Source organism: Mycobacterium sp. 48b (genome assembly GCF_048282725.1).
Taxonomy (GTDB): domain Bacteria; phylum Actinomycetota; class Actinomycetes; order Mycobacteriales; family Mycobacteriaceae; genus Mycobacterium.
Genome location: NZ_JBLVUL010000001.1, coordinates 2,565,881 through 2,589,348, shown reverse-complemented (window position 1 = coordinate 2,589,348; position 23,468 = coordinate 2,565,881). Strand labels below are relative to the sequence as shown.

The following is a 23,468-nucleotide window of genomic DNA, read 5'->3' as shown; positions in this document are numbered from 1 at the left end:
TGGTAGGAATGGCCAGAATTGCAAGCATGGCCAGGAATCTATTCGCCGATCGCCCCGGTGTCAATGAAGGCCGATCGTCAGGCCCGGTGCCCGGTGACGTGGGCGCCCGCCTGCCCGGGCAGGCGCACCGTGGCGACCAGCGTCAGCGCCAGCAAAGCCCCCAGGACCAGGTAGGTCGCCGAATACGAGGTGAGCTGGCTGAGCAGCAGGGCCGCCACTGCGACCCCGATTCCCGCCGCCAGTTCCTGCACCGAGGCGTTGAGGGTGTTGGCGTGCGTCAGCTCCTCCCCGTCCACGTCTGAGAACGCCAGGCTGTTGTAGGCGGTGAAGCCGATCGACCGCAGCGCCCCGCTCAGGTAGAGGACCACCGCCATCACGGCCACCGGCACCCCCGGCTGCAACAGGGCCAACAGACCGAAACACGCCACCGAGACCAGCCCGTTGGCCAAGAGCACGGTGCGGATGCCGTATGTGCGCATCAGCGGCGTGGTGACGGGCTTGATGGTCAGGTTCCCCGCGAACAGCGCGGCGACCATGACACCGGCGGCCAGCGGCGTCCAGCCGAACTCCAGCTGGAACTGCAGCGGCAACAGGAACGGCACGGCGGTGATCACCAGTCGGTACAACGACCCGGCCACCACCGTGATGCGCAACGTGTGGACCCGCAGCACCCGCAACTGCACGAGCGGGGCCCGGGCGCTGAGCAGCCGCCACACCGCGGTGGCGAGCAGCGCGACCGCTGCGGCGCCGCACCCGGCGACCAGCCCCCAGTCGGTCCCCGACACCCGGATGTTCTCCAGGGCGATCAGGGCTGCAGCAATCCCCGAGCCGAGCGCCAGCAGACCCGGCCAATCCAAGGATCGGGTGGTGGGCCGGGGCTCGCCACGGACGAGTTTGAGGGCCAGAACAATTCCGATCACGCCGATCGGAATGTTGACCGCGAAGATCCAGCGCCAGCTGCCCAGGGTCGCGATGGCCCCGCCCAGCACCGGCGCCAACACCGGTGCGGTCAGCGCCGGCCACGTCAACAATGCGATGGCGCGCACCAGGTCCGCCTTGCCGCTCTGACGCAACACGGCCAGTCGGCCGACCGGCACCATCATGGCGCCGCCGACGCCCTGCAGTATCCGCATCAGCACCAGCATCGGCAGCGACGCACTCGCCGCGCAGCCGACCGAGGCCAGGGTGAACACCGCGATGGCCCCGATGAACACCCGACGGGTGCCGAACCGATCGGCCAGCCACCCGCTGGCCGGGATCAGCACCGCCACCGTGACCAGGTACGCCGAGATCGCCACGTTGACGTCGATGGCCTCCACACCGAACGACGTGGCGATCAGCGGGATGGCCGGCGCGATGATCGTGGCGTCGAGGATCTCCATGAACAGGCTGCCGGCCACCAGCAGCGCCATTGCCCGCGGGAACGGCGGATTCGTGGGTCCTGACATCACCGGGGCGCCCGCCGGGCGGCATCCGCGCTAATTACCCCGCAGGTAATTGAGACGCTGACCACCGGCGACACACACTGGCGGCCATGAGTATCCAGACCGGCCCGGCCGTGATGGCGCAGTTCCTGCCCCAGTCGCCCTTCGTGGCCAAACTCGGCATAGTCGCCGAGACCCTGGAAAGCCCCGAGGTTCGGCTGCGGTTGCCGTGGGACCCGTCGAACATCACGATCGCCGACATGGTGCACGGCGGCGCGATCGCGGCGTTGGCCGACGTCACGGTGATGGCCGCGGCCTGGGCGCAGGCCGAGGTCCCGGATTCGCTTCGCGGAGTGACGGTCTCGATGACCATCAGCTATCTGGCACCGGCGCGGGCCACCGATCTGATCGGCCTCGGGCGCGTGCTGCGCCAGGGTAGGTCCCTGGTGAACTGTGACGTCGACATCGTCACACCCGACGGCGAGGCGGTGGCCAAGGCCATCGCGACGTACAAGGTGGGCTGAGCGGGTTACGAACGCGAACTTCAGCCCTGCGCGACGCACCGACCGGGCATCCTCACAACGTGACCTCGTTGAGCTTGCCGGTGGCGACGTCGAATATGAAGCCGCGCAACGACTCATGCCTGGTGACGAACGGGCTGGCCTCGATCCGGCGCAATGACTGACGCACATCCGCTTCGAGGTCGACGAACGCCTCGGCCGCCCAGTTCGGTTTGATGCCCGTGTCGTCCTGGATCTGCTGCTTGAACCCGTCATCGGTGAAAGTCAGCATGCCGCAGTCGGTGTGGTGGATCAGGATGATCTCCTTGGTCCCCAGCAGCCGCTGACTGATGGCCAGCGACCGGATCTCGTCATCGGTGATCACGCCGCCGGCGTTGCGGATGACGTGCGCCTCACCGTCCCCCAGGCCGAGGATGCGGTAGACGTCCAGCCTGGCATCCATGCACGCCACCACCGCGACGTGCTTGCTCGGCGGCAGCGGCAGCGGCCCGGTGAAGGTCTGGGCGTAGACCTCGTTGTTGGCCAGGTACTGATCGGTGACAGACATGATTCGACGCTAACCCCGCGAGGGGCGGCACGGCTAGCCGCAGAATCACGCTGCGCCGAAGGAGCGACGGCCGTCCTGCCGGGGGGCTGCAGGACGGCCGCCGCAGTCTGGGGGTCAGGGCAGAGGTGCCGACAGGTCGTACACCGGGACGTCGCCCACCACGGTCTTGGTGAAGTGTTTCTTCACCCAGTCGGTGATCTGTGCGGCGCTGCCATGCTCTTCGCGAGGCGGCCCGGGAGGTCCGCCGCGACCACCCTCCTTCCGATCCAGGAAGTACCGGACCTGGCCGTCGGCGACGTACTGCTCAAACTGTGCGAGTGTCGGCGAATCGTCGCTGCCGGTGAACCCGCCGATCGCCATCAGCGACTCCCCTGTCTTGAGCTCGAGGTCACTGACCATCATCGACCCCACACTCGCTGCGGCCCAACGACCGTCGGCGCCCGCGATGAGCTCTGCCAGCGCCGGGTCATCCGTCCGCCCGAATCCGCCGGGACCACCCGGGCCGCCCGGACCACCGAAGCCCATGTCGCGCTTGGGTCCCGAGGTGGCGATCGGTCCACCGCTGTGACCGGCGGCCACTGTCTCGATCGTGTAGGCCGCGGTCGCGCCGAACCCGAAGATGATGGCAGCCACGGCCAGCACCGCAGGCAGCCTGCCCGGGCGGTGGGCAACCACGGCCACGGCCACTGCGGTCAGCACCGAGCCGACCAGCACGATCCAGCGCAGCGCAGGCAACCAGTCCGGCGTCCGGTTCAGCAGCACGAATGCCCACACCCCGGTCCCGGCCAGCATGACCGCGAGCACCAGCCGCGCAGCCAGGCGTGCACGCACCCGCCACAATTCGGCGACGGAAATGCCCACCAGCGCTGCCACGGCGGGCGCCAGCGCCACTGTGTAGTAGGGGTGGATGATCCCGTCCATGAAGGTGAACACCACCGCGGTGACCAGCATCCAGCCGCCCCACATCAGCAGGCCGGCGCGCAGTCCGGCGGTCCGCGCAGTGCGCCGCGTCAGCCACAGTGCGGCCAGCAGACCGATCAGCGCCGCGGGCAACAGCCACGAAGCCTCGGTGCCCATGGACATCCCGAACATGCGCCCGATACCGGGATCACCGCCGAACATCAGGTTGGCGCTGCCGCCGGGCCCATGCCCGGGTCCGCCCGGACCTGGGCCACCGCCGTGCCCCGGGCCCTCCTGCCCCATGATGCGTTGCAGGCCGTTGTAGCCGAATGCCAGTTGCAACAGGCTGTTGTCGGTCGATCCGGCGATGTACGGCCGCGAGTCCGCAGGCCACAGCGCCACCAGAGCGATGTACCAGCCCGACGAGATGATCATCGTCGCCGCACCGATCAGCAAGGTGCCCAACCGTTTCCAGATGCCGACCGCAGGCGCGGCGACCAGGAACATCAAGGCCAGGCCGGGCACGACCAGGAACGCCTGCAGCATCTTGGTCAGGAACGCGACGCCCAGCGCACATCCGGCCAGCGCCACCCACACGGCGCTGGCCCTGGCCGTCACCGGTCCGATCGCACGCACCATGAAGTAGGCCGCCAGCACCAACAGCAGCACCAGCAGCGCATCGGGATTGTTGTAGCGGAACATCGAGGCAGCGACCGGTGTCAACGCCAGCGCCACGCCGGCGATGAGTCCGGCGGCCGGGCCGCTGGTTCGCCGCACGGTCGCATACAGCAGTGCCACCGCACCAACGCCCATCAGTGCCTGCGGCAGCAGCATGGTGAACTCGTTGAAGCCGAACAGCCTGCCCGACAAACCCATCGCCCACATGGCGGCAGGCGGCTTGTCCACCGTGATGGCGTTGCCGGCATCCAATGATCCGAACAGCCAGGCCTTCCAGGACTGGGTACCAGCTTGGGCCGCGGCGGCGTAGTAGCTGTTGGCCCAACCCGAAGACCCCAGGCCCCACAGATACAGCACCGCGGCGCCGGCCAGCAGGGCCCAGTAGGAGGGCCGCACCCAGCGCGCACCGACGGCCTTCGGTGATTGCGCGGTCAGATCCGGGGCATCGGGTGCCGTCTCAACGATGGTCGTCATAGTCCCGTCTCTCGGTTCGTCCCGGCGGCACGTCGGGTCCGCGAGGGATGAAACACCCATCCCCGCAACAACACGAAGCGCACCACGGTGGCCAGCAGATTGGCCGCCACCAATACTGCAAGTTCGACGCCCCGGTGCGGTACCGGCGCGACGACATGCAAGAGTCCCAACGATCCGCTGGTGATCGTCAGCGCGATCGCGAACACCGTCAGCCCTTCGAGATGATGGCGGGTCATGTTGCCCGCCCCGGCGATGCCGAAGGTGAACCGCCGGTTGGCGGCGGTGTTCCCGACCGCGGTCACCAGCAGGGCGACCAGGTTGGCGGCCTGGGCTCCGACGCCGGCCCGCAGCGCGGTGAACAGCAGCAGGTAGGCCAGCGTGGAGACCACGCCGACCGCACCGAAGCGCACCGCCTGGCGCAGCAGGGATTGGGGCGCAGCCGATTTCCGCGACGATCCGAGCTGCGCGGCGATGGTGTTCACCGGGATCGAACCGTTGGCGAAGCCACGCAGCAGCCGGCCGATGCCCTTGAGGTCGGCGGTGGCGGTGGCGACGATGTCGACCCGGCTGTCCGGATCGTCCACCCAGTCCACCGGCACCTCGTGAATACGCAGGCCGCTCCGCTCCGCCAGCACGAGCAACTCGGTGTCGAAGAACCAGCCGGTATCGGTGACGTGCGGCAGCAGCCGATGGGCAACGTCGGCGCGGATTGCCTTGAAGCCGCACTGGGCATCCGAGAACCGAGCTGCCAGAGTCGATTTCAGGATCAGGTTGTAGCAACGGGAGATGAACTCACGCTTGGCGCCGCGGATTACCCGTGAGCCGCGGCCCAGCCGGGTGCCGATGGCCAGATCGGAGTGGCCGGAGATCAGTGGTGCCACCAACGGCGCAAGCGCGGCCAGATCCGTCGACAGGTCGACGTCCATGTAGACCAGCACCGGCGCGTCCGAGGCCGACCACACCGCGCGCAGAGCGCGTCCGCGGCCCTTCTCCTCCAACCGCACCACCCGTACCCCGTCGAGTTCGGCGGCCAGTTCGGCTGCGATACGAGGGGTGTCGTCGACGCTGGCGTTGTCGGCGATGGTGATGCGCGCCGGCACCGCGAAGTTCTCCGCCAGGTAACGGTGTAGCCGGCGCACCGAATGGGCGAGTGCGGCCTGCTCGTTGTACACGGGCACGACGACGTCGAGCACCGGAACCCCGGCCTCCCGGGCCGCCAGTGCGGCGTTGGGCCGTGACGCGAAATGAAAACGCTGCTCGGGTTCTTCGACCAAGGTTGTCATGAGTTCATCGTTCTCCGCAGGCTTGTGATCCGGGTGGGGCGAAGCTATGCGCCGGCTATGTGTTCGTCGCACGTTGAGTCAGGTCGTAGATGGTGACGTCATCGACGGTGACCGGGTTGTAGTGGGCCTGGACCCATTCCGCGATCTCCGTGGCCGCCCGGCTGCCGCTGGGGGTGTGTCCCCCGAATCCGCCGGCCATGATCCGGGATCGGATGAAGTAGTGGATGGCGCCGTCGTCGACCAGCTGCCGGAACTCCTGAAGCGTCGGAGCCGGGTCGGTGCCGTTGAAACCGCCGACAGCCATCACCGGTGCGCGAGCGGCCAATTGGTAACCGGCGGCATTCGACGAGCCCACCACTGCCGCCGCCCAGGTATAGCGGTCGGCGTCGGCCGCCAGGGTCGAGGTCAGAGTCGGACCGGGTTCCGGGGCCGCGAACATGCCACCGAAACCGCCACCGCGGGAAGGCCCGACGGACGGTATCGCCCCGCTGTGCGGGCTTGCCGCGGTGGCGATCGAGTATGCGGCCGGGCCGGCCAGGCAGGCAGCGACGGCCAGCGCCGCCGTCGCCCGCACCATCGGTCGGTCCAACCTTCCCACCACGAGCAGCAGAACCGCGGCACCCACCCCGCCGACCGCGACCGCGGCCCGCAGACACGGATACGGATCGTCGTGGCGGGCCAGCAGCACCGCTGCGAGGATCGCTGTCACCAGGACTGCACCCGACATCGCCGTGGCGGCACGGATATCGGCGCGGTGCTGCCACAGCAGCGTGGCGCCGATCCCGGTCACCGCTCCGATCGCAGGGGCGAGCGCCACGGTGTAGTAGGGGTGCACGATGCCGTTCATGAAGCTGAACACCACGGCGGTGACCAACAGCCAACCGCCCCAGAGGATCAGGGCGGCACGGGTCGGGTCGGTGCGGGCCGTCCGGCGGGTCAGGTAGAGCCCGGCCACCAGACAGATCAGCGCCGCGGGCAGCAGCCAGGCGATGTCGGCACCCATCTGTGACGCGAACAGCCGGCCCGGCCCGACATCGAAGTTGAGATTGCCCAGCCCACCGGTTTCATCGCCGGTCAGCCGGCCCAAACCGTTGTAGCCCAACGCCAGCTCGACGATGCTGTCGTGCTGCGAACCGCCGATGTAGGGCCGCGAGGAGGACGGCCACAGCTCTACCAGAACCAGGTACCAGCCACCGCTGACGACCATGGCGGCGCCTGCCGTGATGACATCCAGCACCCGCTGTCCCACCGCACGGTCGCCGGCGACCAGCGCCGCGGCGCCGAAGGCCGGCAGCACGAGAAACGCCTGCAGCATCTTGGCCAGGAAACCGAAGCCGATGGCAGCGCCCGCGGCAACGAACCACCAACGGCCGGCGTCTTTTTCGATTCCACGCTGTATGCAGTAGGCCGCGGTGACGAGCAGCAGCACCAGCAAGGCGTCGGGGTTGTTGAACCGGAAGATCAACGCCGCCACCGGCGTCAGCGCCAGCACCGCACCGGCCAACAGGCCGGCCCACGGTCCGGCTGCCCGGCGCACCGCGGCGTAGAGCACAGCGACCGCAGCGACACCCATGAGCGCCTGCGGCACCAGGACACTCCACGAGTTGAGCCCGAACACTCGAACCGAGATGTCGATGATCCACAACGCGGCGGGCGTCTTGTCCACCGTGATGGCGTTGCCCGCGTCACTGGATCCGAACAGCATCGCGGTCCAGTCCTGCGAGCCGGCCTGCGCGGCCGCCGAGTAGAACGCATTCGCCCACCCGCTGCTCGACAGGTTCCACAGATAGAGCACCGCGGTGCCGGCCAAGAGAACCGCCAGCATGATGCGCTGGGCCATCGAACTCGAGCGTCCGGGCTTCACATGGCCAAGCTCCGAGGGAGCCGGCGTCGCCGTCTCCACCTCGGCAGCGGGGTCGGCAACGAGGGTCACTACTTCATGTTTGTCTCGGCCGCTAGGTGCCGGATTGGTCCGTCCTGTGCGTGCCCTGTGAGCTCGACCCGGGCAGGCGCACCACGAACTCGGTCGACCCTGGGGTACTGGTCACTTCGATGGTGCCGCCGTGCGCCTTGACCACCGCAGCAACGATCGCCAGGCCGAGCCCGGTACTGCCCTCACGCCGCGAGCGCGACGAATCACCGCGGGCGAACCGCTCGAACACGTCGGGCAGCAGCGTCGGCGGAATGCCGGGACCGTCGTCGGCGACGGTGATCAGCACCGCGTCCGGAGCGGTGTTCAGTGCCACCGTGACCGAGGTCCCGGGTGGGGTGTGGGTACGGGCGTTGGCCAGCAGGTTCGCCAGCACCTGGTGCAGCCGGGCCTCGTCGCCCTGGACCATCACCGGGTCCTCGGGCAGGTCGAGCGACCACTGGTGGTCGGGGCCGGCGATGTGGGCGTCGCTGACCGTGTCGACCACGAGCCGCGACAGGTCGACGCTGTCGCGTTCCAGCGGCCGGCCCGCGTCGAGGCGGGCCAGCAGCAGCATGTCCTCGACCAGTTGTGTCATCCGCGTCGTTTCGGACTCCACCCGGCTCATCGCGTGGGCCACATCGGAGGGCAGGTCATCGCGTTTGCGCTGGGCCAGTTCGGTGTAACCCCTGATCGCCGCCAGTGGCGTCCTCAGTTCATGGCTGGCATCGGCGACGAACTGGCGCACCCGGGTCTCACTGGCGTGCCGGGCCGCGAGCGCACTGGCGATCCGGTCGAGCATGCGGTTCAGCGAGGTGCCGAGCTGGCCGACCTCGGTATGAGCGCCGGCCGGGTCGACGGGAACGATCGGTGTGGGCAGCTGTACTTCACCACGGTCGAGCTCGAGATCGGCGACTCTGCGCGCCGCCGCCGAAACCCGTGACAGCGGGGCAAGTTGACGCCGGATGATCAGCGTCCCGGCCGTCGTCGCGGCGATGAGGGCAATCGCCGCCAGCACACAGAACATTCCGAGGACCCACAGCAGGGTGTCGTCGACGACGGCGGTCGGCAGTCCGGTGACGATGGTCTGCGGTCCGCCGTGGCGCGGGTGCAGACCGATCAACCGGTACCGACCCAAGCCGTCGAGGTCGACGGTTTCCGGTACCCGGGCTGCCGGAATCTGCGAAAGCTGCTCAGCCGCAGCAGCACTCACCTCGACCCGCTCCCCCTCTGCGGTGATCACGCCTGCGTCCACGGGCCGGTTCGGTGACACCACCGCACCGACCGTGCGTGCGGCCTGCCCCGGTGCGTTGAGGAATCCGGGGCCCGGCCCTTCCTCGGGATCGAACGGCACGCGATGGTGGCGGCGCATGCCCGGCGGGGGCGGCGATCCCGGTGGCGGCGGGGGCAATTCGAAGATCGCGGCCGAGCGTCTCCCGGCCTCGATCAGTTGGTCGTCGAGCTGGTTCATCAGAAACCGTTGCAGCGCGAACTCTGTCGCCACGCCGATGCTGGCGCACACGACGGCCAACAGAGCCACCTGGGTGATGACCAGGCGGGCACGCAGTGACCAGGTCCGGGGCGACCACCACCGAGTGGAGCTTGCGGTGCCGGCCGTCACCTCAGCGCGCAGGCCGGAGGACATAACCCGCACCGCGCAGCGTGTGGATCATCGGGTCGCGTCCGCTGTCGATCTTCTTCCGCAGGTACGAGACATACAGTTCGACGATGTTGGACCGGCCGCCGAAGTCGTAGCTCCACACCCGGTCCAGGATCTGGGCCTTGCTCAGCACCCGCTTGGCGTTGCGCATCATGAACCGCAGGAGTTCGAACTCGGTGGCGGTCAAGGTGATCTGGTCCCCAGCGCGGGTGACCTCGTGACTGTCCTCGTCGAGCACCAGATCGCCGACGACGATCTTGGCGCCGCCGTCCTCACTGGTCACCCCCGTGCGCCGGAGCAGCGCGCGCAACCGCAGCACCACTTCCTCCAGGCTGAACGGCTTGGTGACATAGTCGTCGCCGCCTGCGGTCAGTCCGGCGATCCGGTCCTCCACCGAATCCTTGGCGGTCAGCAGCAACAACGGCAGGCCGGGGATCTGCTCGCGCAGCTTCCGCAGGACGTCCAGACCACTCATGTCCGGCAGCATCACATCGAGGACGACCACGTCCGGTGGGTTCTCCCGGGCCGCGGCGATTGCGCTCGCGCCATCACCGGCCGTCGCGATGTCCCAACCCTCATACCGCAGCGCCATCGACACCAGTTCGGCCAGGACGGGTTCGTCGTCGACCACCAGCACCTGGATCGGGTTGCCGTCGGCGCGCCGCATGACAGCGCGCCCGGAGTCGGAATCGGTGCCGTTGGTGGTCATACTCACGCGCCCATTATTGGTTCCGCCAATAGGCCCAGACTGTGCCCTGTCTATGTGCAAGCTGTGAAAGATCGCCACATTTGCCGCAGAGCTGCTACACAGCCGACTCACAGGCAACATCTGCACCGTGGACCGCATGAGCATCCGACACACGGCCGCGGCGGTCGCCATCGCGGCAGCGATTGCCGGGGTCGGCGGCGCGGCGGTGTACGCCGCCACCGAAAGCCACAGCTCGGGCTTTCCCGGCCCCCCGCCCCGGATGGACCGGCCACACGACCGGCCCGACCCCGCCACCGTCCACAGTGAGGCAGTGGTGGCGGACCCCGACGGCGGCTACACCACCGCGTTGACCCAGAACGGCACGATCACCGAGCTGACGGCAACGTCGGTCACCGTGCGCAGCAACGACGGCTTCACCCAGAGCTACGTCCTGCCGACCTCGGTCACGCCCTCGTTCGGAGTCGACGACCATGTCCTGGTCCGGGCCAGCCGCACCGGGCCGACATCGACGGTCACCAGCATCGGGGAAGCGCCCGACAGCCGGCCCCTGGCCTAGTTGCCGTACCCGTCGGGCAGGTCGACCTTCACCGTCGGTTTCGCGAACGAGGTTTCCAGCTCGGCGGGAGCTGTTGTCTTCGTTACGGTTTCACCGACATTGACCGCCGGCACCGCTCCGCTGCTCGGCGCCCCGGCCATCGTCGCGCCGAAAGCCGCCATCGTCGCCAGTGCGATCGCGCCCACACCGGCCATCACGTATTTGGTCCGCTTGTCGCTTTCGTCTCCTGTCACACCGAACTGCCTACCGCGAACCGGCGGGCGGCGTAAACCGGACGCCCGCCGGTCCCGCCGGCGAGGTCAGCCGTGATCAGTGCGGTGTGGCAAACCCGGACGGAGTCGTCGCCGACACCGTCGGCGAGGCCTCGGACGTCTCAGGAGCACTCGGCGCGGTCGTGTCCGTGACGGTCTGCCCAGTGGTGATGGCCGGCGGCTCGACCCGCTCCTGGGCCCCGATGTGGCCACCGCCCATCCCGACACCGAGCACAGCCGTGGCTAACCCGCCCATGGCTCCTACTCCGGCTGCGATCGATTTCAGATTTCGCCGATTGTTTTCCTGTGCGCTACCCAATGAGCTCACCTCCTGCCGCGTCGTATAACCGCCGCGGCAGGAGGTGAAACCGTCAGTCCTGTGATCAATGTGTGACGGCGAACCCGGACGGCGGCGTGTAGCCCCTCATCGCAGGCACGGCCATCGACACCTCCGGCGCGGTCGGAGGCGTGGTCTCCGTGCTGGTCTGGCCGACGTTCATGTGGGATCCGGATGCCAGCGCCGGAGAAACTTCCCCGGCACCGTCGGAGACGGCTCCGATGACTCCCAGTCCTACCACTGCCGCACCACCGGCTACCGCGGCGACCACTTTCACCTTGTTGAGCCCGCTGACCTTCATGTATTTCAGTGAACGCCTGATTTCTATGCCGAGGCTGTGGCCCCACTGTCAGTTACCCACCGAGTGCGGGCGCGCCGAACATCACATCGCCGCGCTGACCGGATTCCGGTTCCCGGCTGCTCTACCCTGTCTGGCATGCAGCGGTGGGCAGGAACAACCGGATGACGCGCTTTCTGGCGCGCCGGCTGCTCAACTACATCGTGTTGCTGGCGCTGGCCTCGTTCCTGACGTTCACGCTGACGTCGCTGAACTTCAAACCGCTCGACAGCCTCGAACAGCGCAATCCGCGGCCACCGCAGTCCGCGATCGACGCCAAGGCCGCTGAGCTCGGCCTCGACCAGCCCATCCCGCTGCGCTACGCGAACTGGGCCGCCGGCGCGGTCCGTGGCGACTTCGGCACCACGGTGACCGGCCAGCCGGTGGTCGACGAGTTGTGGCGACGCATCGGGGTGACCCTGCGTCTGCTCGTCATCGGAGCGATATCGGGCGCCGTGATCGGCGTGGTGGTCGGGGCCTGGGGTGCGATCCGCCAGTACCGGCTCTCGGACCGCGTCATCACCGTGTTGTCCCTGCTGGTGATCAGCACCCCGTCGTTCGTGATCGCCAACATGCTGATCCTGGCTGCGCTCAACGTGAACTCGATACTGGGCGTTCAGATTTTCGAGTACACGGGGGAAACCGCGCCGGTGCCGGTCGGAGGCGCCTGGGACCAGTTCGTCGATCGGCTACAGCATCTCGTGCTGCCGACATTCACGCTGGCGCTGATGGCCATCGCCGGCTACAGCCGCTACCAGCGCAACGCGATGCTCGACGTGCTGGGCCAGGACTTCATCCGCACCGCCCGGGCCAAGGGACTGACCAGGCGTCAAGCCCTGTTCAAGCACGGGCTGCGGACCGCGCTCATACCGATGGCCACGCTGTTCGCCTACGGCGTGGCCGGGCTGGTGACCGGTTCGGTGTTCGTCGAGAAGATCTTCGGCTGGCACGGCATGGGCGAGTGGGTGGTACAAGGCATCGCCACGCAGGACACCAACATCATCGCGGCCATCACGGTGTTCACCGGCACCGTGATCCTGGTCGCCGGCCTGCTCTCCGACGTCATCTACGCGATGCTCGACCCGAGGGTGAGAGTCACATGACCCAGACCCTGCCCCCACCGGTGATGCAGCCTCGGCCCGTTCGGGTCTTCACACCGAAGAATTCGCCACCCGGCGCACCCTGGTGTTCCGCCGCTTCCTGCGCAATTGGCCCGCAGTGGTTTCCCTGGCACTGCTCGTGATCATGTTCGTGGCCTGCTACGCGCTGCCGTCGGTGTTGCCCTACAGCTATTCGGACCTCGACTATTACGCGCTGCAGGAGCCGCCGTCGACAGACCACTGGTTCGGCACGAACGCACTCGGGCAGGACATCTTCGCCCAAACCCTGCGCGGCATGCAGAAATCCATGCTGATCGGGGTCTGCGTGGCATTCATCTCGACCGTCATCGCCGCCACGGTCGGCTCGGTCGCCGGATACTTCGGCGGCTGGCGCGATCGCACGCTGATGTGGATCGTCGACGTACTGCTGGTGGTACCGAGCTTCATCCTGATCGCGATCGTCACGCCGCGGCTGAGCCAGTCCGACCGGGTGTTCTGGCTGATCGTGCTGCTCTCGGCATTCAGCTGGATGATCAGCTCGCGCATCGTGCGCGGGATGACCTTGAGCCTGCGGGAGCGCGAATTCGTCTTGGCCGCCCGCTATATGGGTGTCAGCAGCCGGCGCATCATCGTGCGCCACATCCTGCCCAACGTGGCATCCATCCTGATCATCGACACCGCGCTCAACGTCGGGGTGGCGATCCTGTCCGAGACCGGTTTGAGCTACCTGGGATTCGGCATCCAGGCGCCCGACGTATCGCTGGGCACGCTGATCGCCGACGGCACCAAGTCGGCCACCACGTTCCCCTGGGTGTTCCTGTTCCCGGCCGGGGTGCTGGTGTTGATCATCCTGTGCGCCAACCTGATCGGTGACGGCCTGCGCGACGCCCTCGACCCGGGCAGCGGCCGGTTGCGACGGCGGAGTCGGCGGAAGGGCGGCGCCCGATGAGCCGGCTGCTCGAGGTATCCGATCTGACGGTGGACTTCTCCACCGACACCGACGCGGTACACGCGGTGCGGGGCTTGAACTTTCACGTCGACGCCGGTGAGGTGGTCGCGCTCGTCGGTGAATCCGGTGCCGGGAAATCGGCCAGCGCCATGGCCGTGGTGGGGTTGCTGCCCGAATTCGCCGAGATCTCCGGATCGGTGCGGCTGCGCGGCGAGGAATTGATCGGATTGTCCGACTCCGAGATGTCGCAGGTCCGCGGCAACACCATCGGCACGGTGTTCCAGGACCCGATGTCCGCCCTCACCCCGGTCTATACCGTGGGCGATCAGATCGCCGAGGCCCTCACCGTCCACAACCGCGACCTGGGCAGGCGCGCGGCCCGGACCCGAGCCGTCGAACTGCTCGAACTGGTGGGCATCTCCCAACCCGAGCAGCGGGCCCGGGCCTTCCCGCACGAGTTGTCCGGCGGCGAACGCCAACGCGTGGTCATCGCGATCGCGATCGCCAACGACCCCGATCTGCTGATCTGCGACGAACCCACCACCGCACTCGACGTGACGGTGCAGGCCCAGATTCTCGAGGTGCTCAAGACCGCGCGCGACGTCACCGGCGCCGGCGTGCTGATCATCACCCACGATCTCGGGGTGGTGGCCGAATTCGCCGACCGGGCCATGGTGATGTACGCCGGACGGGCCGTCGAGGACGCTCCGGTGGGCGAGCTCTACGAGAAGGCCCGGATGCCCTACACCGTCGGCCTACTCGGCTCGGTGCCACGCCTGGATGCCCCGCAGGGCGCACGCCTGGTGCCGATCCCCGGTGCACCGCCGTCGCTCACCGCAACGCCGCACGGTTGCCCGTTCGCCCCGCGCTGCCCGCTGGCCATCGACGAATGCGAGGCCGCCGAACCCGAACTGATCGAGTTGGCTCCGGGCCACCGCGCCGCCTGCATCCGCACCGACCAGGTCAGCGGGCGCAGCGCCGCTGAGATCTATCAGATGACAGGCGCAAGCGCTGCCGCTCCCGAGGCCCAGCCCGACGCCGACGTGGTGCTGCGGGTACGCAACCTGTCCAAGACCTTCAAACTGACCAAAGGCGTCGTGCTGCGCAGGCAGGTCGGCGAGGTCCGAGCCGTCGACGATGTCAACTTCGATCTGCGCAGTGGCCGCACCCTCGGCATCGTCGGCGAGTCCGGATCAGGCAAATCGACCACCTTGCACCAGATCCTGAATCTGACTGCCCCGCAATCGGGTTCGATCGAAGTGCTCGGCTCGGACGTGGCCACCCTGAACCGCGGAACGCGGCGCGCCCTGCGCACCGACGTTCAGGTGGTGTTCCAGGATCCGGTGGCGTCACTGGACCCCCGGCTACCGGTGTCGGATGTGCTGGCAGAGCCGTTGACCGCCAACGGTTTCGACAAACCGCGGATCGACGGACGGGTGGCCGAGCTGCTCGAGTTGGTGGGCCTGCGACGCGCCGACGCCGGCCGCTACCCTGCCGAGTTCTCCGGCGGGCAGAAACAGCGCATCGGGATCGCCCGCGCCCTGGCCTTACAGCCCAAGATCATCGCGCTCGACGAACCGGTTTCCGCGCTGGACGTCTCCATCCAGGCCGGCATCATCAACCTGCTGCTGGACCTTCAGGACCAGTTCGGCCTCGCCTATCTGTTCGTCTCCCACGATCTGTCGGTGGTCAAGCACCTGGCTCACGACGTCGCGGTGATGTACAAGGGCGCGGTCGTCGAACAGGGCTCGGGCGATCAGGTGTTCGCCGACCCCCAGCACGAGTACACCCGCAAATTGCTCGCCGCGGTTCCGCAACCAAAGCCGGTCAACGGTTAGGTATTGCCGCATCCACCGGTGTCGGCATCTAGCATCGGTTGGGTGAACGGGTTCAAGGGGTTCAGGTTCCAGCGTTTCGCCGTCGTCGCAGCAGTCACCGCACTGGCCCTGACCGGTTGTTCGGGTGGCGACCGGGAAGCCCCGTCGGCCGGCGGTAACGCCGAGCTCGGCACCACCAACGACATCAATCCACAGGATGTCGCGAACCTGCGCCAGGGCGGCAATCTGCGCCTGGCCCTGACCGAGTTCCCGTCGAACTTCAACCCGCTGCACCTGGACGGCAACACCGGCGACGTCGGCTCGCTCACCAGGCCCACGTTGCCGCGCGCGTTCGTGATCGCCGCCGACGGATCGGCGACGGTGAACACCGACTACTTCACCAACGTCGAACTGACGGGCACCAACCCGCAGGTGGTCACCTACACGATCAACCCCAAGGCGGTGTGGACCGACGGCACGCCGATCACCTGGGAGGACATCAAGTCCCAGTCCGACGCCAACAGTGGGAAGAACCCCGCGTTCGTCATCGCCGCACCCAACGGCTTCGAACGGGTCGCCTCGGTGACCCGTGGCGTGGACGACCGCCAGGCCGTCATGACCTTCGCCAAACCGTATGCCGACTGGAAGGGCATGTTCGCGGGCAACGGCCGGCTGCTGCCCAAGAGCATGACCGCCACCCCCGAGGCGTTCAACAAGGCTCAGCTCACCGAACCCGGGCCGTCGGCAGGGCCATTCATGGTCTCCAACATCGACCGAGGTGCCCAGCGGATCACGATGAGCCGCAACCCGAAATGGTGGGGCGCCCCGCCACTGCTCGACACCATCACCTACCTGGTTCTCGACGACGCAGCGCGCATCCCTGCGCTGCAGAACAACACCATCGATGCCACGGGCACAGCGTCATTGGACGAACTGACCATCGCGCGCAAGACCGCGGGCATCAGCATCCGACGGGCGCCGTCGGCCAGCTGGTACCACCTGACCTTCAACGGCGCTCCCGGCTCGATCCTGGCCGACCCGGCGCTGCGTAGTGCGGTCGCCAAGGGCATCGACCGGCAGGCGCTGGCCAACATCACCCAGCGGGGCCTCACCGACAACCCGGTGCCACTGAACAACCACATCTTCGTCGCGGGCCAGCAGGGCTACCAGGACAACGCCGCGTCGGTGGCGTTCGACCCCGAGAAGGCGAAGGCCGAACTCGACGCCCTGGGCTGGAAAGTGCCTGAGGGACGGCAGTTCCGGGAGAAGGACGGCAAGGAGCTCGTCATCCGCAACGTGTTCTACGACGCGGGTAGCACCCGGCAGGTGGCCCAGATCGCGCAGAACATGCTCGGCCAGATCGGGGTGAACCTGAAGCTCGACACCAAGCCCGGCACCGGGTTCTTCACCAACTACATCATCAAGGGCGACTTTGACATTGCTCAGTTCGCCTTCCTCGGCGACGCGTTCCCGCTGAGCTCGCTGACCCAGATCTACGCGCAGGACGGGGCCAGTAACTTCGGCAAGATCGGCAGCCCGGAGATCGACGCCAAGATCGAGCAGACGCTGGAAGAACTGGACCCGGTCAAGGCCCGCGCCCTGGCCAACGAGCTCGACCAGATGTTGTTCGAGGAGGTGTTCAGCCTGCCGCTGTTCCAGTCGCCCGGAAACGTCGCGGTACGCAGCAGCCTGGCCAACTTCGGGGCCTTCGGTCTTGCCGACGCCGACTACTCGAAGGTCGGTTTCCTCAAGTAGTCCCAGGGCGGGCGATGAGCGTGCAGCTGATCGGCGACACCACGGTGCGCATGGCCCCGGGCATGTACAGCTGGTGCATCCTGCTGACCTTCGCAATCCCGGCCACGATATCCGGTACGGATCTGATCAACGGTGTTCTGGCGCACCCCCGCTACGGCCACGACTGCGCATCCCCGTGGACCGGGAAGCCCGACCCCGTGCACGGCCCGTACCGGATGGACGCCCTCACACCTGCCGGCTTCCGCCGATGTTCATTCGCGGAGGCAGTGGCGACCCTGTGGCGGTGGCCGGCCACCAACCTGAACCCATGGGTCGGCACCGAGTTGCTGCTGTCGCGGGAGTTGGTGATGGCGTGGACATCACCGACCCTGACAGGCGCCGACGAAATCTACCGCCTCAGCGTGCCGAGGGAGGGCAACGAACACTCGTACGGATGGGTTGTCGGTCTCAACGGGTTCCACGAGTTCATCGCCGCCCACCGAAAGCATGGTGTGGCCACCGTCATCATCGCCTCAGACGATTGACGGCGGGCATCGCCGATTCCGCGACGGCGGCCGCTGCGATCCCCGACACCGCGACTCGAATGACAGCACGCGCGGGAAGGGCGTCCAGCTCATCGGCTGCGGCCGAAAGCTGTTCGGCCACACCGTCACGCACCGCGCGGATCACCGCGAAGGCCGCGCGCTCGCGGGTATCGAGAACACTGTGGGCGACGGTCGGCATCCGCACCAGCACGGCCCCGGGCACCAGTGCGGCGATCCGGTCGGCCACGGCCGGCGGCGTGGTCAGGTCCCGGCCACCGGACACCACGACGGTGGGCCAGTGGAACTGCGGTAATTCGGCAAGCAGGTCGAAGGGCTCGGCCTCGAACGGTTCGTAGAACTTCGCGCTGCCGATCATGTCGGCCATCTCCAGCGCGGGGTCCAGCGGCAGACCGTCGGGTACACCGGCGTAGTTCAACTCGCGGAACGCGATCCGCCCGACAAGATCTACCTCGTTGCGGTACGGCGCTTTTCGTGCCGAAAGGCGGCTCAGCCGGGCCAGTGCCGACCACACCAGCGTGCGCCCGTGCAACAGTAGATCGAGCTGGCGATCGAGTAGCGCGGCACCACCGAACCCGTAGAGCAGGCCGGCCAGTTCTCCCCCTCTGGTGGCCAATATCCCCTCGGCCACCAGCCGCCGGACCTTGGGCGCCAGATCCGCGGTATCCGGGTTCGAGCCCTCCCACAGCAGACCACGTATGGCACTGCGCATGGCCTCGATGTCGGCTGTGGACAGCAGGGGCGAATCCAGCACCATCGCCGCGATCCGGTCGGGATGGCGCACCCCGAATCCGGATGCGATGTAACTGCCGTATGAGGTGCCGTAGAGCACCGCCTCGTGCACGCCGGCGTCGTCGAGCACCGCGGCGACGTCGTCGACCACCTGCTCGACGGTGATGGCCGCCGGAGGCAGATCCGCGCCCGCATCGGTGTGCCGGGACATCCCGATGCCGCGGTGCTCGATCATGATCACGTCGAATCCGGCCGCGGCCGCGCGTCGCCGCAGCGCGCGGTAGGGCTGGATCGACGCGACGCCGGGCCCTCCCGGGATGAGCACCACCGGGTGCGCCGACTTGCGACCGGCCCGCACGTAGAACAGGTCGAAATGCTCGTCAGAACCAGGACTGACCGGGCGTCGCACCGCCCGTACCCCCGGTAGCGCGGCGAGCTTGTCGTGCACCCGCCTGCGCTTGGCGTTCATCGTCATTGCGTTCCATTGTGCCGCGCAACGCTCAGATCAGATAGATCGTGAAGATCGCCCCGAACAGCACCACCAGCCAGCCGTCGGTGGCGAGTTTGAGCCACCTCGGCGCGGTCCGGACCTCCATGAACTGCCGGATGATCAAGCGGGACTTGATCAGCGTCAGTGCCAGCACCAGCGCGGTGATCGGCACGCTGGCCTGCAGGGCGTCCGAGTACTGGGCCGGCGCCAGCCACCAGGATCCGACGGTGATGGCGACCAGCAGCAGCCACGTTTGAGTCACAGCCTTGTCGGTCATGGTCACCTCACCACGTAGAGCAGGCCGAAGATGATCACCCAGAGCAGGTCGACCATGTGCCAGTAGACCGCGCCTGCCTCCACCACCGAAGCCCGCCGGCGGGACGGATTGCGCAACTCCCGCACGATCACGCCCAGCACGATGAGCCCGATCAGCACATGGATGAGGTGCACACCGGTGAGGACGTAATAGAACGAGTAGAACATCTCGGAGTTGGTGTGCCCGGCCCGGATCTTGACCACCCACTCATAACCCTTGCAGGCCATGAACATCAGGCCGCCGACACCGCCGGCGTACGTCAACCGGATCGCCGCTTCGTGACGTCCGGCCCTGGCGGCCAGCACCGCCCGCGCCACCAGCCAGGAGCTGGTCAGCAGGATCACCGTATTGACGACGCCGATCGTGATGTCGAGATGCTGCTGGGCACGCAGGAATTCGTCCGGATGCATGGTCCGGTAGATCATGAAGATGATGAAGTAGCCACCGAAGATCACCAGATCTCCGAGCACCATCACCCACATGTGGCCGTCGCCCGGCAGGTGGCCCGCCGTCGCCTTCGTCTGTGAGTTCAGTTTCGTCAGAACAGGATTACTTGACATCGCTCGGCTCACCCCAGTCCCGGCTCTTCCGCCGTCTCACGTAACGCGGCCTGCCGGAGCAACACGATCAGCGCCGACAACCAGACCGAGAAGACCACCACCGCCAGCCAGAAGGCGATCGAGCCGTTCCAGGCGAACGGCCCCGACTCGAATACGAACATCTGGGTGGCGATCACCTCGGTGATGATCTGCCAGATGGTCACGTACGCGAACCACACCGGGAAGACGTTGTTCTTGTCGTAGAGGATCGCGACGGCCAAGACCAGATAAGCAGCCGTGAAACAGCCCAACGAGCCGTTGTACGACAGCATTCCGAGGTCGTACAGCAGGCTGATCAGCTCCGGGTCACGGTCGGGCCGGAAGGCCGCGGTCAGGAAACAGACCGACACCAGCAGGAACCCGGGCACCGCTCCGACACCCATGCCGCCGATGTAGCCGTAGGCGAACGCCGACCCCACCGACATGCGTTTGATCTGGTAGGCGACCAGCCCGTTGGTCATCGCCGCACCACCCAGCAGAATCAGCAGCAGGCAGAAGCCGATCTTGATGGTCAGGCCGTGCTCGGTGAAGAACGCCACCTTGTCGGCCGCGGTGACATCGGGCCGCGGTGGCGGAGTGACCCGGGTCAGGATGCAGATGATGACGCCAAAGGCCCCGTACCAGATCGGGAAGAACCAGGTCATCAGCCGCACATCGGGCTTGCCCGGAGGCGCGTCGGTCAACAACGTCATGCCAGGGTGTCCTCTACTACGCCCTCTTCGACGGCCTGGCTGATCACCGCGCGGCGCAGCACGAAGAACATCACGACCACGAAGACCGCGAACGCGCCGTTGCGCAACCAGAAGGCCAGCACGCCGTCCCAGGCCAGCGGGCCGGTCTGGAACACCGCCGCGCCCGCGGCCGGGATCATCGCCACCGCGGTGGCCAGCGAGTAATGGCCCACCCAGCGGGGGAACACCGGGGCGGGCCCGTTGTCGAAGTACACCGCGACCGCCAGCAGTGCGAACTGCGACACCACCATGCCCACCGGCGCCACGAAGACGATCCAGGCAAGGTCGTTGAGCAGCATGATCAGCTCGGGATTGCGGTCCGGGCGAAACGCAGCCACCAGGAAGAAGACGTTGGACAGCGCGAAGATGGTGGCGCCGCTGATCACCGCGGTGAGATAGCAGTAGGCGAACACGTGGCTCTGGGTCTTCATGCGCTTCATCTGGACGACGATCACCATGAAGAACGGCAGGATCAGGATCCCGCACAGATTGAACGTCACCTGGCTGAATCTGATCCAGGCCGTGTGATCGGCATAGAAGCCGGCGACCTGCTGCGCATTCCAGGTCGGGGACATCGGCGGCCAGAAGCCGGGGAACGCCAGCATCGCCACCAGCAGCACCGCACCGACGACGGGCCCGGTCCACAGGCTCACCCACTGGGCTTTGACATTTCCGGCTTTCGGCAGGTCTTGTACCTGCTCCAGAATCTGCACGCCAACCTCCAAAAACTGACTCCAGTCAGAACTAATCGCCCTCGAAACCGTAACGGCACTAGGCGTGAAATGAAAGAGCAAATACTGAGTACAGTCAGTTTGTCGATGTCGTAGCATCGGGCCGTGCTCACTGGATCGCCGCGCAGCCGCAAGGGCCTACAGACGCGGGAGCGGTTGCTGGGAGCCGCGATCTCCGAGTTCAAACGCGACGGCATGGCCGCGGCCGAGACCGCCGCGATCGCGTCGGCCGCAGGTGTCGCCCACGGCACCTTCTTCTTCCACTTCCCCACCAAGGAACACGTACTGGTGGAACTGGAACACCGCGAGCAACTGCGCATGGCCACCGAGCTCAGCCGGGCCTTCGCCGTACCCCACGATGTCCGCACCACCCTGGCCGAGTCCGTGCGCATGCTGGAGAAGCTCGAACGACGCCTGGGCGGGCGATTGTTCAAAGACTTTCTGGCCCTGCACTTTTCCACCACGCGTCCGCCGTCGGAGGAATGGTCCCGGCATCCCGTGATCGTCGCTGTGGTCAAGGAACTCCAACGAGCTCAGGAGCGCGGCGAGATCCCGGCCGAAGTGGACGTGATGCACAACGGCGTGTCGTTTCTCGTCGGGCTCTACGCGCTGTTGATCACCATCCCGGACGCGGCCGAGGTCCGGGCTCCCGTGATCGCCGAGTACCTGACCACGTACGTCTACGGCATGCGGGTCGTCCAGTCGGCTTAGGTTCGGGCTGATCCAAACACGTGCCCACCGATAGCGGGTGCGGATACAACGGTGCCATGACCACCGTCGAGAACGTGACCCGTGTTTTGCCCGGTACGCCGGAATGGGATGACCTGCTGGCCTCGATCGCCGCAGGCGCCAAGGACCGCGACCTCAACGACGAGAACCCCTTCGATCAGGTCGCCGCGCTCAAGCGGGCCGGGTTCGGCACCCTGCGCCTGCCCGAGTCCCTCGGCGGTGCCGGATTCAGTGTGCCGCAGCTGTTCTCCGCCGTGATCGATGTGGCCAAGGCCGATCCCATCGTCGCCCACATCTTCCGGACCCACTTCTGGTTCACCGAGGAGCGGCTGCGCAACGCCGACGATCCGGTGTCCAGACACTGGCTGGGCAAGATCGCCGAGGGCAAGATCTTCGGAAACGCCTTCAGCGAGAAGGGTTCACTGGCCGTGGGCAGTTTGGTGTTCAACACCAGGCTGCTGGCCGACAGCGCGAACCCGGGCGCGTTCCGGTTGACCGGTGAGAAGTACTACAGCACCGGCACCCTGTTCTCGGACTACCTGACCGTCACCGCCACCACCGACCACGACTCGGTGGCCAACGTCCTGGTGCCCACCGACCGGGAAGGCGTCCGGCTCGTCGACGACTGGGACGGCTTCGGCCAGCGACGTACCGGAACCGGTACCACGACGTTCACCGACGTCGCGGTGGCCGCCGACGAGATCCTCACCGACACCCCGTATGACGCCGAAGCGGTCCCGACCGTGCAGTACGCCTCGCTGCAGCTGTTCATCCACGCGGTGGTCGCCGGCATCCTGGCCAACGTTGTCGACGACGGCGTCGCGCTGCTGCGCTCCCGCGAACGCAATTTCAGCCATGCCGTCACCGAACAGCCCACCGACGATCCCCTGCTGCAACGCCAGCTCGGCGTGCTGGCCAGTACGGCCTATGTGGCGCGGGCAGCGGTGCTGGATGCCGCCGCGGCGATCGGGGCCGCCACCGATTCCGCGGCCGCCGCCGTGCCCGATGCGCGGCTCGCCGCCGTGCCCGATGCGCGGCTCGCCGCCGTGCCCGATGCGCGGCTCGCCGCGGAAGCCCAACTCAGGGTCGCCAAGGTCAAAGTGCACCTCGACGACGTCGCCCCCGAGGCCGCCACCCGACTTCTGGAACTCGGTGGGGCGAGCGCGGCATCCCGGCAGCGCAACCTGGATCGGCACTGGCGCAACATCCGCACCATCACCCTGCACAACCCGGTGGCCTACAAGGCGCGCGTGATCGGCCAGAACCTGCTGCACGGCACACCCGTTCCGGCCAACGCCTACTTCTGAGCGAGTGAGTGGCGGGCCACTCGGAAGGCTTGCGCATCGCTTTCTACTCCTGGGTCGTGCTCCGACGAAATCGCGACCCAGGAG

The 23,468-nt window shown here is 67.2% G+C and carries 24 protein-coding genes; 9 read left to right on the top strand and 15 right to left on the bottom strand.

Features of this window, described 5'->3' with window-relative positions:
• Nucleotides 1–77 precede the first annotated feature (77 nt).
• Nucleotides 78–1,412 (bottom strand): MFS transporter, encoded by a 1,335-nt coding sequence (locus ACNQR1_RS12615; protein WP_418050352.1) that lies wholly within the window; start codon nucleotides 1,410–1,412, stop codon nucleotides 78–80.
• 146 nt (nucleotides 1,413–1,558) lie between these two features.
• Between ACNQR1_RS12615 and ACNQR1_RS12610 the strand changes: the two genes are divergently transcribed.
• Nucleotides 1,559–1,948: a PaaI family thioesterase gene (locus ACNQR1_RS12610; protein WP_418050351.1), complete on the top strand. Its 390-nt coding sequence runs from the start codon at nucleotides 1,559–1,561 to the stop codon at nucleotides 1,946–1,948.
• Between the two features lie 52 nt (nucleotides 1,949–2,000).
• On the opposite strand, the gene ACNQR1_RS12605 is transcribed toward ACNQR1_RS12610, so the two are convergent.
• The 6 genes from ACNQR1_RS12605 to ACNQR1_RS12580 all read right to left on the bottom strand — a co-directional run bounded on the left by ACNQR1_RS12605 (nucleotide 2,001) and on the right by ACNQR1_RS12580 (nucleotide 10,063).
• Entirely contained in the window at nucleotides 2,001–2,492 is a 492-nt protein-coding gene (locus ACNQR1_RS12605; RefSeq protein WP_418046432.1) for a beta-class carbonic anhydrase, read from the bottom strand.
• Between the two features lie 114 nt (nucleotides 2,493–2,606).
• Complete coding sequence (locus ACNQR1_RS12600; protein WP_418046430.1) at nucleotides 2,607–4,544, bottom strand: ArnT family glycosyltransferase; 1,938 nt, start codon at nucleotides 4,542–4,544, stop codon at nucleotides 2,607–2,609.
• The gene (locus ACNQR1_RS12595; protein WP_418046428.1) at nucleotides 4,541–5,827 is read right to left on the bottom strand and encodes a glycosyltransferase; all 1,287 of its coding nucleotides are present in this window, start codon (nucleotides 5,825–5,827) and stop codon (nucleotides 4,541–4,543) included. Before ACNQR1_RS12595 ends, ACNQR1_RS12600 begins: the two co-directional genes overlap by 4 nt.
• Before the next feature lie 55 nt (nucleotides 5,828–5,882).
• The gene (locus ACNQR1_RS12590) at nucleotides 5,883–7,760 is read right to left on the bottom strand and encodes an ArnT family glycosyltransferase (protein WP_418046426.1); all 1,878 of its coding nucleotides are present in this window, start codon (nucleotides 7,758–7,760) and stop codon (nucleotides 5,883–5,885) included.
• A 22-nt stretch (nucleotides 7,761–7,782) separates the two neighbouring features.
• The gene (locus ACNQR1_RS12585; protein ID WP_418046424.1) at nucleotides 7,783–9,381 is read right to left on the bottom strand and encodes a sensor histidine kinase; all 1,599 of its coding nucleotides are present in this window, start codon (nucleotides 9,379–9,381) and stop codon (nucleotides 7,783–7,785) included.
• Nucleotides 9,359–10,063 carry a response regulator transcription factor gene (locus ACNQR1_RS12580; RefSeq protein ID WP_418050350.1) on the bottom strand — a complete coding sequence of 235 codons (705 nt, stop codon included), beginning with the start codon at nucleotides 10,061–10,063 and terminating at the stop codon, nucleotides 9,359–9,361. Before ACNQR1_RS12580 ends, ACNQR1_RS12585 begins: the two co-directional genes overlap by 23 nt.
• 178 nt (nucleotides 10,064–10,241) lie before the next feature.
• On the opposite strand from ACNQR1_RS12580, the gene ACNQR1_RS12575 reads away from it, so the two are divergent.
• Entirely contained in the window at nucleotides 10,242–10,661 is a 420-nt protein-coding gene (locus ACNQR1_RS12575) for a hypothetical protein (RefSeq protein WP_418046422.1), read from the top strand.
• Here the strand turns inward: ACNQR1_RS12575 and ACNQR1_RS12570 are convergent.
• From ACNQR1_RS12570 to ACNQR1_RS12560, 3 genes are all read right to left on the bottom strand, one after another.
• A complete protein-coding gene (locus tag ACNQR1_RS12570) occupies nucleotides 10,658–10,894 on the bottom strand; it encodes a hypothetical protein (protein WP_418046420.1) in 237 nt (78 codons plus the stop codon). The two genes, ACNQR1_RS12575 and ACNQR1_RS12570, sit on opposite strands and share 4 nt — an antisense overlap.
• Before the next feature lie 76 nt (nucleotides 10,895–10,970).
• Nucleotides 10,971–11,168 (bottom strand): hypothetical protein, encoded by a 198-nt coding sequence (locus ACNQR1_RS12565; protein WP_418046418.1) that lies wholly within the window; start codon nucleotides 11,166–11,168, stop codon nucleotides 10,971–10,973.
• Nucleotides 11,169–11,295: 127 nt separating this feature from the next.
• On the bottom strand, nucleotides 11,296–11,550 hold the full coding sequence (locus ACNQR1_RS12560) for a hypothetical protein (protein WP_418046416.1): 255 nt from the start codon (nucleotides 11,548–11,550) through the stop codon (nucleotides 11,296–11,298).
• Nucleotides 11,551–11,711: 161 nt separating this feature from the next.
• On the opposite strand from ACNQR1_RS12560, the gene ACNQR1_RS12555 reads away from it, so the two are divergent.
• From ACNQR1_RS12555 to ACNQR1_RS12535, 5 genes are all read left to right on the top strand, one after another.
• Nucleotides 11,712–12,689 (top strand): ABC transporter permease, encoded by a 978-nt coding sequence (locus tag ACNQR1_RS12555; protein WP_418046414.1) that lies wholly within the window; start codon nucleotides 11,712–11,714, stop codon nucleotides 12,687–12,689.
• Nucleotides 12,690–12,768: 79 nt separating this feature from the next.
• The gene (locus tag ACNQR1_RS12550; protein ID WP_418050349.1) at nucleotides 12,769–13,635 is read left to right on the top strand and encodes an ABC transporter permease; all 867 of its coding nucleotides are present in this window, start codon (nucleotides 12,769–12,771) and stop codon (nucleotides 13,633–13,635) included.
• Nucleotides 13,632–15,473: a dipeptide ABC transporter ATP-binding protein gene (locus tag ACNQR1_RS12545; RefSeq protein ID WP_418046412.1), complete on the top strand. Its 1,842-nt coding sequence runs from the start codon at nucleotides 13,632–13,634 to the stop codon at nucleotides 15,471–15,473. Before ACNQR1_RS12550 ends, ACNQR1_RS12545 begins: the two co-directional genes overlap by 4 nt.
• Nucleotides 15,474–15,515: 42 nt before the next feature.
• On the top strand, nucleotides 15,516–17,207 hold the full coding sequence (locus ACNQR1_RS12540) for an ABC transporter family substrate-binding protein (protein ID WP_418046410.1): 1,692 nt from the start codon (nucleotides 15,516–15,518) through the stop codon (nucleotides 17,205–17,207).
• Nucleotides 17,208–17,221: 14 nt separating this feature from the next.
• Nucleotides 17,222–17,731 carry a hypothetical protein gene (locus ACNQR1_RS12535; protein ID WP_418046408.1) on the top strand — a complete coding sequence of 170 codons (510 nt, stop codon included), beginning with the start codon at nucleotides 17,222–17,224 and terminating at the stop codon, nucleotides 17,729–17,731.
• On the opposite strand, the gene ACNQR1_RS12530 is transcribed toward ACNQR1_RS12535, so the two are convergent.
• From ACNQR1_RS12530 to ACNQR1_RS12510, 5 genes are read right to left on the bottom strand one after another with little or no spacing between them, the layout of a single operon-like run.
• The gene (locus ACNQR1_RS12530) at nucleotides 17,712–18,956 is read right to left on the bottom strand and encodes an alpha/beta fold hydrolase (protein ID WP_418046406.1); all 1,245 of its coding nucleotides are present in this window, start codon (nucleotides 18,954–18,956) and stop codon (nucleotides 17,712–17,714) included. The genes ACNQR1_RS12535 and ACNQR1_RS12530 overlap by 20 nt on opposite strands.
• A 25-nt stretch (nucleotides 18,957–18,981) precedes the next feature.
• Nucleotides 18,982–19,248, bottom strand: coding sequence for a cytochrome C oxidase subunit IV family protein (locus ACNQR1_RS12525; RefSeq protein ID WP_418046404.1), 267 nt, complete (start codon nucleotides 19,246–19,248; stop codon nucleotides 18,982–18,984).
• A 2-nt stretch (nucleotides 19,249–19,250) separates the two neighbouring features.
• Nucleotides 19,251–19,847 carry a cytochrome c oxidase subunit 3 gene (locus tag ACNQR1_RS12520; RefSeq protein ID WP_418046402.1) on the bottom strand — a complete coding sequence of 199 codons (597 nt, stop codon included), beginning with the start codon at nucleotides 19,845–19,847 and terminating at the stop codon, nucleotides 19,251–19,253.
• 8 nt (nucleotides 19,848–19,855) lie between these two features.
• Entirely contained in the window at nucleotides 19,856–20,578 is a 723-nt protein-coding gene (locus tag ACNQR1_RS12515; RefSeq protein WP_418046400.1) for a hypothetical protein, read from the bottom strand.
• Nucleotides 20,575–21,330, bottom strand: coding sequence for a hypothetical protein (locus ACNQR1_RS12510; protein WP_418046398.1), 756 nt, complete (start codon nucleotides 21,328–21,330; stop codon nucleotides 20,575–20,577). The genes ACNQR1_RS12515 and ACNQR1_RS12510 overlap by 4 nt, the downstream gene beginning before the upstream one ends.
• A 123-nt stretch (nucleotides 21,331–21,453) precedes the next feature.
• Between ACNQR1_RS12510 and ACNQR1_RS12505 the strand changes: the two genes are divergently transcribed.
• Both ACNQR1_RS12505 and ACNQR1_RS12500 read left to right on the top strand, forming a co-directional pair.
• Nucleotides 21,454–22,059 (top strand): TetR family transcriptional regulator, encoded by a 606-nt coding sequence (locus tag ACNQR1_RS12505; RefSeq protein ID WP_418046396.1) that lies wholly within the window; start codon nucleotides 21,454–21,456, stop codon nucleotides 22,057–22,059.
• A 56-nt stretch (nucleotides 22,060–22,115) separates the two neighbouring features.
• Entirely contained in the window at nucleotides 22,116–23,384 is a 1,269-nt protein-coding gene (locus ACNQR1_RS12500) for an acyl-CoA dehydrogenase family protein (RefSeq protein ID WP_418046394.1), read from the top strand.
• The last annotated feature ends 84 nt before the right edge of the window (nucleotides 23,385–23,468 follow it).